Genomic DNA, 13,833 nt, shown 5'->3' with positions numbered 1-13,833 from the left:
CGTTTTATCCATTTTAGCTCTGTTATTTTCAAAAAAGTTAAAAAAAATATTAAAGGCGTTCATAAAAGCGCCGATAACATTTTTGAACGAAATATTAACTTTCACCCGCTTAGGGGTAGGAGAATCAACATGGCATTAACAGTAAACTCAAATCCAGCCTCAATAAACGCTCAAAATAAACTGGGCATGGCGTCTGGTGGTCTTAAGACTTCAATGGAGCGTTTAGCATCTGGTCTACGTATCAACAGTGCGAAAGACGATGCAGCGGGTCTACAAATCTCTAACCGTCTAACGTCTCAAATCAATGGCCTTAACGTTGCTGTACGTAACGCCAACGACGGTATTTCAATGGCTCAAACGGCTGAAGGTGCACTTCAAGAAAGCACGAACATACTTCAACGTATGCGTGACCTTTCTGTACAGTCTGCTAACGCAACAAACACAACAGTTGACCGTAAAGCGCTTCAAGAAGAAGTAACTCAATTACAATCAGAGTTAGACAGAATCGCAGATACAACTACGTTTGGTGGTCAAAACCTACTAGACGGCTCATTTGGTAATCAACAATTCCAAGTTGGTGCTGATGCAAACCAAACAATTGGTTTAGCAATTAACTCTTCACAAACAGATGACCTTGGTAGTGCTCGTGCAATATTAGACGGTACTGGTCTTGGTGAAGGTACAGCATCAAATGCGACATTAGCTGGTGCTCGTACAGCTAACGCATTAACTGCACAAACACTAACAGTTAATGGTGTTAACCCAGCTGCGGTTTCGGTTGCTACCGATGACTCTGCTGCAGATATCGCTAGCAAAATTAACGCTGAGTTTAATACAACAGGTGTTAAAGCCGACGCTATTACTGAAGTTCGTTTAACTTCTGGTGCAGTTTTTGATGCAGATGAAACAGTTAGTTTTGATTTAGGTAACGGTGAAGCGGTTGAGACAATCTCATTCACTGCAACAGGTGTTGCTGCGGATGATTTACAAACGCTAACGAACAAAATTAACGAAAAGGCTTCTGTAACTGGTATTGGTGCTAAGTTTGATGCTCAAAACACAGCAATTAGCTTAACGTCTGAAGCCGGTGATAACATCGAAGTGAATAACTTTGCTGAAGGTGATACTACAACGGCCAATGACCTTGTTCTTCAAGCGTTAGATTCAGCTGGTGCGCTAACAGGTGCGGCTTCTACTGTAACTACGACGAACATCGCAGCATCAGTTCGTGGTCGTTTACAAGCTGATAGTACCTTGTTGTTTAACATCGCTTCAACAACAGCAGCTGAGATTACAGCTGGTACGGCTCAGATTGCAACAGAGAAAACAATTAAGGACGACATCGACCTGACTACAGCTCGTGGCGCTCAAGATGCTATCTCTGTAATTGATGGTGCATTAGCGAAAATTGACCGTAACCGTTCAACACTAGGTGCTGTTCAAAACCGTCTAAGCTCTACAGTGAATAACTTAAGCTCTATCTCTGAGAATTCAACAGCTGCCCGTTCACGTATTCGTGATACAGACTTCACTGTTGAAACGGCTCAATTGACTAAGAACCAAATCCTACAGCAGGCTGGTACTTCAATCTTAGCTCAGGCGAACCAGTTACCTCAGGCGGCGCTAAGTCTTCTAGGCTAATAAAGACTAGCCAATGGCCACAACGACGGCTAATATTTAATTGGTCGTCTATACTAAAACCAATGGCAGTCTACTGACCATTGGTTTTGTGGTTTAAGCAGTATATAAAATGGTGATGACAATGAATACTATCAACGCTGCCTCGGCAGCCGCAATTCAAAATCAAGACAGGGCTGGTGCAAGCCAGGTAACTGACATAAACAAAAAAGCAGAAGCACAAGCGTTAACGAACAGCGCCGTCGCCGATGTTAATGGTGTAGAGTCAGTTAAAGCAGTCGCAGAAAAAGAGAGTGTCGCAAAGGTTGCAGAAGAGTCGCAGGTTGATGATCAGCAACAGGTTTTAGAGGATGTGGCATCTAACTTGCAGGAATTTGTCAATTTAATTGATAAAGAATTAAAGTTTACGGTCGATACAGATACAGGAAGGCAAGTTGTAACAGTGAAAGATGGAACCAATGGTGAAATTATCCGTCAAATTCCTTCTGAAGAAGTTTTGAAGCTTGCACAAAATCTTGCAAAAATAACCGATGTTTTCCATGTTTCAGGAAACTTACTTGAAACAAAAGTATAGGTGAACATCAGAAGTGATTTAATTTAAGGGGAGCTTTTATGGCTGGTTTATCTTCACCTGGTATAGGTTCAGGCCTTGACGTTACTGGTATTGTTACCGGACTTGTGCAATCAGAGCAGGCACCTTTTGAATCGCGTATAGCTTCTCAAGAACAAACGGCAACGTCTAAAATAACAGCATTTGGTAGTTTGGTAAGCGCCGTTTCGGCATTCGAAGATGCCGCTAAAAAACTGAATGATGCGACAAACTTCGAACTAAACAAAATATCACCTACGTCAAATGAGTTCTTCAGCACTTCGGTCACATCAGAGGCTGCACCAAGTTCATTCAAAGTAGAAGTTGTCTCTATTGCTCAAGGCCAAAAGATTACATCTGGCGCTTATGCCGATGATGATACGGTCGGTTCTGGAACCATGAGTCTGACGGTTAATGGCTCTACGCTTGACTTAACGTTAGATGGCACAGAAACACTTCGAGATTTAAAAGATAAAATAAATGAAGCTGATGGCAACCCAGGTGTTACCGCTTCAATTGTTACTGACAATGATGGCCAACATTTAGTTTTCACAAGTGATGATATTGGTTTGGACAATGCAATTACTATCGCGGTCACAGATGATGACGGCAATGATGCAGATGCCCTAGGGTTATCTAGATTTGCTTTCTCTGGGACTGACACTGCAGACATGTTGCAAACCCAAGAGCCAAAAGATGCAGAAATCTTAATAGACAACTTTTTACGTGTTACCCAAAGCAGCAACCTATTTACAGATGCAATTGAAGGCGTATCAATTAACGTTAAAAAGGCAAATGATGTTGGTGATAATAATGCAATTACAGTTTCACAAGATACGTCTGCCGTAGGTGAGGCCCTTGCTGAATTTGCATCATCTTACAACACGTTTCTAGAAACCTCAGTTTCACTAGGTCGAGTTAACTCTGAATCACAAATTGTAGGAAAACTTGTCGGTGAGTCTCTTTTACGTTCATTAACGTCACAAGTAAAAAATATCCTAAGTGGCTCTGAGAGCAACGGTGGTCTGAGTTTAGCTGCACTAGGAATAACAACAACACGCGAGGGGTTGTTAGATGTTGACGAAACGATCCTTAAAAGTGGCGTAGACAATAACTTCGAAGGCGTTAAAAACTTATTTGTTGGTGACGACAGCATCATGGGTAAGCTTACTGAAACGCTTGAAGGCTATACTGGCGGTGACGGGCTTATTCAAGTCAAAATAAACAGTTATAAGACTACGCTAGACCGACTTGATGAAGAACGCGCTAACTTTGCAGAAAAAATGACAGCATTGGAAAATAGATTATTTAGTCAGTTTAATGCTATGGATTTACTTGTAGGTCAGCTGAACTCAACGGGTAGCTACTTGGCGGCCCAGCTAGATAGTCTGCCAGGCGTGGTTAAACAAAACTAATGGCTACCTTTTTAGCCACTATTAAGTCTGATTTTGATTCAGCATTGAACTCAAAAGATGTGGAACAGCTAGAATCAGTTTTAAACCGTTTTGATGAGTCTTGTAAAACGGAAATTGAAAGTGAAGCAGATATTCTAAAAAAAGAAGTACTTATTAAACAATGTATTACTTTGCATAAGCAGATAGAAGCAGATTTGTTGAAAGCTCGACATGAGATTAGAGAACAAATTCATAGTGCCAAGACGAATGGCAAAAAAATTAATAAATATCTTAATGTTTAATAGATATTGAAGAATATAAAAGAGAGTAAGTATGCGCAGAGCAATTAAAATGTACAACCACATGAATGCTCAGACACAGTTGACTGATGCATCGCCACATAAAGTTATCCAATTATTGATGGCTGGAGCAATTGACAGATTAATAAAAGTATCCGCAATGATGGAAAATGGCAGCGGCAATTATCACGATACTCTAGCCAATGCGATTGACATTATCTTGGCATTAAACAGTGCATTGGATATGGAAAAAGGTGGCGAGATATCTGAGAACTTAAACGCCCTTTATGATTATATGCAGTTGCAACTTGTACAGGCCAACATTGAGAAAGATCATAAAAAAGTAGATGAAGTTGTCGAGTTAATTAAAACCATAAAAGATGGTTGGGATCAAATATCTGATCAGGTTTAAAACTTATATAACTGGCACGAAAATTCCATAAAGTAATCCAATAGGGTTACTTTTTTTTTGGAATTTTGTAATGCAAATAATGACCAATGCGACAGCAATTAAACTAGGTAATAAGATATCTTCAAACTCATTGTCCCTGTCTGACAGAATGAGCACTCTTAGCAGTGGTCAGCGAATCCAGTCCGCGTCAGATGACAGTGCTAATTTACAAATTTCCAATCGTTTAAATAAAATGGGACTGGGCTACCAAGTTGCAATTAGAAACGCCAATGACGGCATCTCAATTATGCAAACAGCCGAAGGTGGCATGCAAGAAAGCACTAACATCTTGCACAGGATGAGAGACCTTTCCATACAAGCGGCAAACGCAACCAATCAGAGTAGTGACCTTCAAGCCTTAAATGACGAGTTTTCCCAATTAACACAAGAGTTAAATCGTATAGCCGAACAAACAACGTTTGGCGGTCAAAATATACTGAATGGCTCGTTTGGTGTGCAAGCATTTCAAGTTGGTGCTGATGCCAACGAAATTATTAGTGGATCTTTAACTTCGGTATTTGCTAAAGATTTACAGCGTTTTAACTACCAACCTAATGGACAAGGTATTGGCGGTATTTATTCAGGAAACAGCTTATCTGCAGCGCAGTCAAATATGTCGCTGACTGGTTTTGGCAACGGTGCTCCGGGTGCCAGCTCAGAAACGCTAACAATTAATGGGCTGAAAACCGACTCAGTCCAATTAAGCTCTGCAGATTCCGCAAAAGAGATGTCCCGAAAAATAAATTTAGCGTTTAACGATACGGGTGTAAAAAGTAGCGCTAAAAATGAAGTCAGCCTTCATGTACACAACGGGGTAAGCTCAAATAGAACGGCATTCGATGCGGGAGAAACGGTAACGTTAAAAGTGGGGAATGGGCAAGATGTTGCCGATATATCATTTACCGCGACTGGCGAGTATCAGAAAGACTTATCAACACTTATGAATAAGTTTAATGAACAAGCTGCTGTTACTGGTATTGGTGCTTCGCTAAATAGTGCGGATGGATCCTTGTTATTAAAAAGTGCAAATGGCGAAAACATTTCTATTTCTGAATACCAAGAAACGTCAGAGTCGAGCAACAATGTTATTGAGCTAAGATCTCTAGATAAGGATAATAACTACGTAAGTAGTACCGCAATTAATAATGATGGTAGTAGCGCAATCGTAAGAGGCTATTTATCATTTACGGCGCCAACAGGAGAGTCTTTTTCAGTTTCTTCCAATATAGACTTTGGCATTTTACATAATGGTTTAGGCGAAAGCGGCGACAATCAATTTGCGACAACAGAAAGTATTGCAGACGTTAATATATTGACACAGGAAAATGCTCAAACTGCAATTTCTGTTATAGATGCTAGCTTAGCAACGATAGACCGGGCACGGGCTTCGGTAGGCGCGTTGACAAATAGACTTACGTCAACCATCAATAACCTCGCTAATGTTCATGAGAATACCGAAAACTCACGTTCTCAGTTAGTTGATGCTGATTATTCAAAAGAAGCCGCAGAGTTAACAAGGCTGCAAGTGACACAACAAGCATCTACTGCAATTTTAAGCCAAGCTAACTCAATGCCAGAGCAAGCAATTTCACTGCTAGGTTAGCACTCAATAATAATCTCAATAATTTAGTAAAATAAATTAAAGTATAAAAAACCACCGCCGATACATTATTGATTACTTTTACTCGGTGGTTTTGAATGCAAATCCAAACTAACACAAATGCGTTGCAAATAGCGTCCGTATTCCGCAGAAATACTGATGCTTTGACGAGCACGTATGAAAAGTTAGCTTCTGGATCTCGTGTAAATTCTTCAGGTGATGATGCGGCTGGTATGCAGATCTCTAACCGACTAAATGCCCAAATTAGAGGGTATTCCGTTGCCATTCGCAACGCCAACGACGGCATTTCAATGTTGCAAACAGCAGAAGGCGCATTGCAAGAGTCCACTAATATCCTCCAACGTATTCGAGATATTGCCGTTCAATCCTCAAATGCTACCAACACTGTTGTTGATAGAAAGTCGCTCAACGAAGAAGTAGTAGCATTAAAACAAGAGCTTAATCGTATTAATGAAACCACCACCTTTGGTGGACAACGTTTATTTGAAGAGGCCCCAAACTCAAGGGTGCCAGGAGAATACGACGATCGTTTAGCCTACTTACAAACGTGGCTAGCTGAACCAGAAGCCAGAATTAGTGAGTATTTTGGTATTGATCCTAAAGCGTTACCAATGGCGGTCACTTTTACACCAGATATAGCAAGCGGAGCGTTAGCAACAGTTTCATCAGGTACATTTGATGCATTTGGACGCGCAACAGCCATGACTTTAGACATTTCTTTGGCTGATATAAGCTTTAACCCAAATAATGGCCCTAGCGGCAATGATGCTGGCGGTGGTGTTTATGCGGATAGAATTATAGCCCACGAAATGGTCCATGCAGTACAGTTTGCAAACTGGAATTTGGGTACGCCCGGTGCAGTCTCAAATTGGTTTGTCGAAGGCTCTGCAGAGTTAATACATGGTGCTGATGAAAGACTTGCCGCAGATGGTAAAGCCGCAGTAACAGGTGTCAACTTAGCTGGAGCGTGGGGCGGATCTTCTGCGGAATATAGCGCAGGCTTTTTAGCGACACGTTATATGCATGAAGGTATCAAAAGCAATGGTGGCGAAGGCATTAAAGAAATAATGCAATATTTAGCTACTGGCAATGGTGGTAACCCAATGACATTGGACGAAGCTTTTGCTGAAGAAGGGACATGGGCGAGTGAAGCTGACTTTATCGCTGATTTTGATGCAAATAAATCGACCTTTTGGGATACGGATATAAATTTAGCTAATGATGATACGGGTGCAATTGGCGGCAAAGATGCTGACCAAGGCTCAGTACTTAATTCAGAAGATATTTTAGCAAATGCGATATCAAGTCGGGAGTATAGTAGCTTTATCGAAGATCTTGCAGAACCAAACCTTCGTCCAGGCTCTGGCTCTACGGTATTTACATTTCAAATTGGCGCCAATGCGAATGAAACGTTAGCAGTTAGAACAAATTCATTTAGTACAACATCTCTAGGTATTAAAGATCTGGACGTTACGTCTTTTGCTAATTCTCAAAGAGCGATAACCGAAGTAGATAAAGCGTTAGCTTTAATTGACTTTGAGCGTTCAAGTTTTGGTGCCGCCATGAATCGAATGGAAAGCACCGTAAATAACCTTAACAACCAAAAAGAAAATTTGTCAGCGTCATTCTCAAGAATCAGAGACACTGATTACGCACAAGCAACGGCCGATCTTTCAAGACTTCAAATTATTCAGCAGGCTTCAGCGTCGCTATTAACTCAAGCAAATCAATCAGGAACATTAGCCCTAAGTCTATTAGGTTAATACGTCATATCTCACTTCTTGTTTAATTAAATACTCCTAACTATACTTTGGTTAATCCTCTTTAGTTGGAGCTCGTCATGAAAATCAATTCGAATTTTTCAAATATTGCTAATTCAAACTTAAACTCGGTAAAAGAGCAGCAAGAAAAGTCGTTAGAGCGTTTAGCTACAGGACTTAAAATAAACTCGGCGTCAGATGATGTAGCCGGTTTCCAGATTGCTCAGCGATTATTTTCTCAGGCATCGGGTTTACAGGTAGCCATACGTAATGCAAATGATGCCTATAGCTTTTCCTCGGTGGCGGAGACTGCATTAGACAGTGTCAATAGTGCGACACAGAGAGTAAATGAGTTATCTTTACAAGCGGCAAACGGCAGTCTTTCTGCCGCAGACAGAGAGGCAATTCAGTACGAAATTAGCCAAGTGCAGCAGCAAGTGTCTGATGTACAGCAAAACACTACTTTTGGCGGGCAAACTATTTTTTCTGCTTCACAAAACCGAAACTTCCAGGTTGGCGCGAATGCAGGAGAGCAGTTAGGTTTAAGTACTTCCGATCTGAGTAGCCAAATAGAACAACTAAACCAAATCGATGTCACTACGCAGGCTGGCGCGCAGTTAGCAATTACCTCTAGTCAGCAAGTGAGCGAGTCTATTACAGCTAGCCAGAGTCAAATAGGTGCGTTCCAAAACCGCTTGTCTTCAACAATAAGTAATTTGAGTAATGTTTATGAGCAAACTGAATCTGCTCGAAGCAGAATTGAAGATGCTGACTTTGCACAGGAGTCTGCAAATCTAGTTCAACAAAACATTTTGAATAATATTGGAACTGCTATAGCAGGGCAGGCAAATGCAAACCAGAGTGTTGCTACGGCGCTCTTAGGTTAATACAGCTAGAGTTAATACAACTATGGTTATAACAATTAGGCTAATAGCAAGCAGTTAGCTATGTATTAGTTTCGTAATATGAATTCATTTATTATCTGATAAGAAGACAAAATTTTAAAAAATAATATAACTATCATGCGATTGGGAATGTAAATTGCTTTGTAGTCATTACGTGAGTCGTGATGAATTTTATTAAGTAATTAGATTCTGTAAATGGTAGATAAAAATGACAAAAATTGAGTGTTGGATAAACCCTTTTAACCCGTATTCTTTAATTGCTAAGAGCAATTTAGATAAAGCGTTAGCGCACTTAGAACTATCAACAATCGAAGTTGAGTGGAAATGGTTTACCGATCCAATCGAACAGTCTTTTAATTCTGAAGGTGACAGTACTTGGTCTATACAAAATTATTACGCTACATCATTTGACCAGTCAGATGTTTGGGTTAGCTTGTTATTTGAAGACTTTAATCGTCAACTGTTAGGAAGTGACTATTCCATTGATTTAGAAAAGATCGCGCTTCCGCATGCTCTTCAATACAGTCTGTATCTTAAATTGGCGGAGACTTTAGGCAAGGCAAGTGAATTTTTGGAATTCCTTATGCTCGAGTTTTGGCAAAAAAATAAAGAATTAACAGAATCCACCGTAAATGCGTTTTTCACTGAAGAGACCATTATTTCGGAGTCTGTACAGGAACTCGTCAAAGATGACTTTCTTCTCACTGAGGAACTTGGCATTAGCGAAGCCCCGATGATTATTGTAAATGAAGAAATTGGACTTTGTGGAATACAGCCAATTGAACATTTAGTTGAGGTCATTTCTATGGCACAATCTGATCAATAGTTAATTTGATTAGGTAGCGTCCGTTTTGTTTTCGGATTTTGATTTAGAAGGCCGAGTAAAGGTCCCATTAGGGTATTACTTAGTTACTTTGTATTTAATGCGCGGCTATTTTATTTGGTTAATGTCGCTAACCCATCGTAAAGATCCATCTCTAATTCTTTCACTTATATACCCAGACAGTCGCACGTTTATTTCGGCACTATTTATAGGCGTGTCGGGTTTGTTGGTTTATGTTTTATTTTTAAGCAAAGCCCGCATATGGGACCGAACAGAACGAATGTTGTGGAAAGCTAGTTTTTTGTTGCTGCTAACAGGCTTATTAGCTGATTTAACTGTGCAAATTCATAGCCTCATTGTTAATAAATTTGTAGTACATTGGTCAGCACCAGTAATTTTGCTAACCGGTATTTACTTAAGCTGGTACTGGGTTTCATCTAAGAAAATTAAGCGATTTTTTAATCATTGGTTGGCAAGTGAGACTGAAGTGACTGGAAGTCAGAGAAAACAGAAGTAGAAGTCAAATTTTTGAATAAGCATCAAACGTTTCATTTATACTCTTTCCTCTAACAGTGATGATTGGATTTTTGCAAAACGTACAGATTGCTCATCGCTTAACGTGGATGCGTTTATTGTCGACTTACACTGCTCAACTAATGATTGAACTTCTTTTGATGTAAAATCTAAAAATTGGCTTTCAGCAACGGTTTGTAATAGGTTTAAAGCAATTGCAGGACTTTTTGGCATTATTCTGAACGCTGTTTTAAATGCGTTTAATGCTTCGTTTAGTTTCCCACGAGTGTAAAAAGAGACAGCATTGTTGTTTATTACTTTAGGTGAGTCTCTAACTTCTTTTCTGAGTTGCTTTTCGGCTGAAATATACAGAGAAAACAAATGGTTTGTGGACCGCTCCGCTTGTTTTGCTATTTCTTCAAACACATTTATTGAATCATTGTGAAAGCCTACTTCGTGTAACGCTTTTGCATAATCAAGAGCATCTTCTAAGTCTTCTACAATGTAATCCTTTGATTTATCTGTTTTCAATTTTAACAAGTGTTTAGCTTTGTCAGACTCGTTTTTTAAATAATGGATCCGAGCAGTTGCCACATCAATTTGTTCATCCAGTGGCACTTTGGGAAATTTTCGTTTTAAATTATCCAAAATATGCTGGCTCTGTTGGGCTAAGCGTTGCATTTCTGTATCGTTAAAGGTGGTTAAACCATAATCAATATTTGCACGGATTGCGTTTAGGTAAAGGTTCGGAACTTCATACATTGAGTGTCGTAAATGTTTTACTATGCTACCGCTTGCCGTGTATTGCGATTCAAAATCTTGTGTGATCCTAGCAATATCAACAAGGTGCTGTTGTCGTTCAATGTTTCGTGGCGATAAAATACAAGCGGTTTTTAGGTGAGTTAATGCCTGTTCAAACTCTTTGTTTTGTTCATGAATACTTGATAGTAAATCAAGAGCCTGTAATTTAGTGGCTGGGTTTTCGAGTAAGTCTTCCAAAATACGTTTTGCTTCGGCATATTTACCAAGCTGAATATAACTTTCTACTAAACCTAGCTGCGCCCAAGAGAAATACTTTATCTTAAGAACGGACAAATAAAAGGCTTCAATACGGCTCCAATCTTTGGTTTTTTTGAGAATATTTCCTTTTAATTTTACCAAATAGGAAAGCCAGTTTGGGTGCTCATTGTCGCTAATCTGCTTGTCAACTAAGTCAATGGCACCGGTAACGTCACCCATTTCAATACAGTTGAAAATAGGTTGAAGTGCTATTTTTTTTGACAACACTCTGTTTATTCTTACTTCTAGCTCCTTCGAAGTGAAGGGTTTTAAGAGAAAGTCATCGGGCTCTAACTCAATAACACTTTGGCTAAGTGATATATCATTTTCAGAACTCATAAAAATGAAAGTGGTGCTGGCGGGAATCAAACCTTGTTTTGACATTTTTTCAAATAATTGAAAGCCGTCGCTGCCTTTATTTAGTTGATAGGCGCATAGAATAATTTGGTATTGCCGTTTTTGCAGTGCTTCAATGGCAAGGTGAGCGCGATCAACAAAGTCTATTCTTTCTAAGCCTAAGTGCTGTAGGGAATATTTAATATGACTTTGCGCCAGAGATTGTTGCTCTACAACCAATGCCGATAAATTGGGGCTATTCAGTTCATCCATCCCTAAAGCTTGCATACTATTTGACCTATATTCATAGTAGGAAGTTTTTGGCTGAATGAAAAGAAGGTAAGCTCTATTCTTACAAAAAAGATCAACAAAGCTTATTAATTACTTCGATTAGTTTTATTTGTTGGTATAACTCAGGGACTAAGCGCATAATCTTGGTTCATTAAATAAGCATAAGGGTGCGTATGTTTTTAGGTATTTCAGCTAAGTTGTGGGTGGCATTGTGCGTCACTTTGCTGGCATGCATGGGACTGTCGTTACCTTATCCAGTTTTAACCCCTCTTTTTATCGATGCACCAGCAACAGCCCTTAATTCTTATGGTGGTTATAGTGGCGAAACACTGTTAACCGTTTTATTTGCTATTTACCCACTTGGTATTTTTATTGGTAGCAGTTTTATAGGTGCATTGTCAGACAGGTTTGGTCGCCGGAGAGTATTAAGTCAAACCCTAATGATCTGTTTTTTTGGTTATTTGGTTTCAGCCTATGCGCTGTATATTGAAGATTATTTCTTGTTAGTGACAAGCCGTTTTTTAACTGGAATTACTGAGGGTAATGTTGCAATAGCTAGGGCAATTGCCTTGGATATAGGTGAGGAATCCGCAAAAAAAGCAACAGAACTGGAACTCAGTCTCAAAAGCAACAGTACAGAAAATAAAAGTCAGCACAAACCACAGAGTTCGAGTGAAGAATCCGCCAAACAATTAGCCAAGTTGTCGGAAGAGAAAACAAGAGCCGTATCGCTCATTAATAGTGCGGTGTTTGTGGGCTGGCTGTTAGGTCCGCTAATAGGTGGTGCGCTTGCCCAGTATGGCGCGCATTCCGCTATGTTTGCAGCATCAGTGGCTTCAATACTTTGTGTTGTGTTGGTGAAAGCGGTATTAATAGAAACGAATAGAGAAATGCCCGAATTTAAAATGAGTATTTGGGAGTCCGCTTACAAGGAAAATTCACTAAGGCTGGTGGCACAACCTTGGATGAGAAAGTTGTTTTTCATCTACTTCTTTTATGCTTTAGCAATGAATTTATTTTACGAATTTTATCCAGTATGGCTTGTTGATACACAAAGTTACGACGCTTTAGGCATAGGTTTAGCGACAACTAATATGACCATTTTTATGACCCTGACCTCAATATTTTTGGTAACTATTGTTCAGCGAAAGTTTGGTCTTCTCAGACCTATGACCCGAGCTATTTTGGGATTATCGCTAATGCTGTTTTTAGTACCCTTTACATCGGGTGTTAGTACATTGGTTATCTTTTCGTTAACGGGTATTTTAGTGGCGACGTTTAATGGGCTTTTGCCGGTTTATATAAGTGAAAACCAATCTGGTAAAAAGAACGGTGCGGCAATGGGCTTATTAACAACAACATTTTGTATCGCAAATGTATTTGCAGCCATATTTGGCGGTTTACTGCTTCAACTTAGTTCTCATTGGCCATTGTTTTTATCGTCAATGTTTTACATAGTTTCGCTAACTTTGTTGTATCTATTTTTTGTATTTCCAAGTCGAAAAAAAGCATAACCCACATTAATATGGCGTTAATAAAGGCCGCAACATACAAAAATGGTACGGCCTTTTTTATCAAACTAGTATTAGTTTAAACTTCTAGTAAGCACCAGCAGCGTAGGTAAGTTCATAGCTGTGGCTGTATATTTCTAGAATATTTCCAAACGGGTCTTCCATATAAATCATACGATATGGTTTTTCACCCGGGTAGTAATACCTTGGCTTTTCCATTCGCTTTTTGCCTCCCGCAGCGACAATCTTTTCCGCCAGCTCTTCTAAGTTTGGATCTTGCACACAAAAATGGAAAATTCCGGTTTTCCAATATTCAAAATTATCCGCTGGTTGTTGCTGATCCTTAAATTCAAAAATTTCTACACCAACTCTGTCGCCTGTTGATAAGTGGGCTATTTTAAACTTTTCCCACTTTGGCCCAAACACATCCGTACACATTTCACCAATGGCTGAGTTGTCTTCCAAAATTTCTGTTGGTTTCATAATTAAATACCAACCTAATACTTCAGTATAAAACTTAACAGCCTTTTCAACATCGGGTACTGAGATACCAATATGCGAAAATGTTCTTGGGTATGCTGATGACATAATATTCTCCTAAATCAACGTGTTTGTAGTAGCTCAAAGGTATTTTTTTTTGCTG

At 39.5% G+C, this 13,833-nt stretch carries 13 protein-coding genes; 11 read left to right on the top strand and 2 right to left on the bottom strand.

Going from position 1 to position 13,833, the window contains the following annotated elements; all coding sequences use genetic code 11:
* Positions 1–129 precede the first annotated feature (129 nt).
* The 10 genes from ABD009_RS03400 (at position 130) to ABD009_RS03355 (ending at position 9,997) form a co-directional block, all read left to right on the top strand.
* Positions 130–1,641, top strand: coding sequence for a flagellin (locus ABD009_RS03400; protein WP_343822689.1), 1,512 nt, complete (start codon positions 130–132; stop codon positions 1,639–1,641).
* 121 nt (positions 1,642–1,762) lie between these two features.
* Positions 1,763–2,212, top strand: a complete 450-nt coding sequence (locus tag ABD009_RS03395) for a flagellar protein FlaG (RefSeq protein ID WP_196492448.1) — start codon at positions 1,763–1,765, stop codon at positions 2,210–2,212.
* 38 nt (positions 2,213–2,250) lie between these two features.
* On the top strand, positions 2,251–3,642 hold the full coding sequence (gene fliD / locus ABD009_RS03390; protein ID WP_343822686.1) for a flagellar filament capping protein FliD: 1,392 nt from the start codon (positions 2,251–2,253) through the stop codon (positions 3,640–3,642).
* Entirely contained in the window at positions 3,642–3,923 is a 282-nt protein-coding gene (locus tag ABD009_RS03385) for a hypothetical protein (RefSeq protein ID WP_343822684.1), read from the top strand. The genes fliD and ABD009_RS03385 overlap by 1 nt, the downstream gene beginning before the upstream one ends.
* A gap of 31 nt (positions 3,924–3,954) precedes the next feature.
* Positions 3,955–4,332: a flagellar export chaperone FliS gene (gene fliS, locus ABD009_RS03380; RefSeq protein ID WP_155695375.1), complete on the top strand. Its 378-nt coding sequence runs from the start codon at positions 3,955–3,957 to the stop codon at positions 4,330–4,332.
* A 70-nt stretch (positions 4,333–4,402) separates the two neighbouring features.
* Positions 4,403–5,974: a flagellin N-terminal helical domain-containing protein gene (locus ABD009_RS03375; RefSeq protein ID WP_343822681.1), complete on the top strand. Its 1,572-nt coding sequence runs from the start codon at positions 4,403–4,405 to the stop codon at positions 5,972–5,974.
* Between the two features lie 95 nt (positions 5,975–6,069).
* A complete protein-coding gene (locus ABD009_RS03370) occupies positions 6,070–7,755 on the top strand; it encodes a flagellinolysin (protein WP_343822679.1) in 1,686 nt (561 codons plus the stop codon).
* A gap of 77 nt (positions 7,756–7,832) precedes the next feature.
* Positions 7,833–8,639, top strand: a complete 807-nt coding sequence (locus ABD009_RS03365; RefSeq protein ID WP_343822675.1) for a flagellin N-terminal helical domain-containing protein — start codon at positions 7,833–7,835, stop codon at positions 8,637–8,639.
* Positions 8,640–8,865: 226 nt separating this feature from the next.
* The gene (locus ABD009_RS03360; RefSeq protein ID WP_343822673.1) at positions 8,866–9,483 is read left to right on the top strand and encodes a DsbA family oxidoreductase; all 618 of its coding nucleotides are present in this window, start codon (positions 8,866–8,868) and stop codon (positions 9,481–9,483) included.
* A 25-nt stretch (positions 9,484–9,508) separates the two neighbouring features.
* On the top strand, positions 9,509–9,997 hold the full coding sequence (locus ABD009_RS03355) for a DUF2919 family protein (protein WP_343822671.1): 489 nt from the start codon (positions 9,509–9,511) through the stop codon (positions 9,995–9,997).
* Positions 9,998–10,032: 35 nt separating this feature from the next.
* Here ABD009_RS03355 and ABD009_RS03350 read toward each other — a convergent pair whose 3' ends face one another.
* Complete coding sequence (locus ABD009_RS03350) at positions 10,033–11,676, bottom strand: response regulator (protein WP_343822669.1); 1,644 nt, start codon at positions 11,674–11,676, stop codon at positions 10,033–10,035.
* 176 nt (positions 11,677–11,852) lie between these two features.
* On the opposite strand from ABD009_RS03350, the gene ABD009_RS03345 reads away from it, so the two are divergent.
* Positions 11,853–13,193 carry an MFS transporter gene (locus ABD009_RS03345; RefSeq protein ID WP_343822667.1) on the top strand — a complete coding sequence of 447 codons (1,341 nt, stop codon included), beginning with the start codon at positions 11,853–11,855 and terminating at the stop codon, positions 13,191–13,193.
* 84 nt (positions 13,194–13,277) lie between these two features.
* Here the strand turns inward: ABD009_RS03345 and ABD009_RS03340 are convergent, their stop codons facing one another.
* Positions 13,278–13,778, bottom strand: coding sequence for a lactoylglutathione lyase family protein (locus tag ABD009_RS03340; protein WP_343822665.1), 501 nt, complete (start codon positions 13,776–13,778; stop codon positions 13,278–13,280).
* Positions 13,779–13,833: the final 55 nt, after the last annotated feature.

Origin of the sequence: Psychrosphaera haliotis (genome assembly GCF_039523615.1) — a bacterium.
Classification (GTDB): Bacteria; Pseudomonadota; Gammaproteobacteria; order Enterobacterales; family Alteromonadaceae; genus Psychrosphaera; species Psychrosphaera haliotis.
This window is presented reverse-complemented; position numbering and strand designations above follow the sequence as displayed.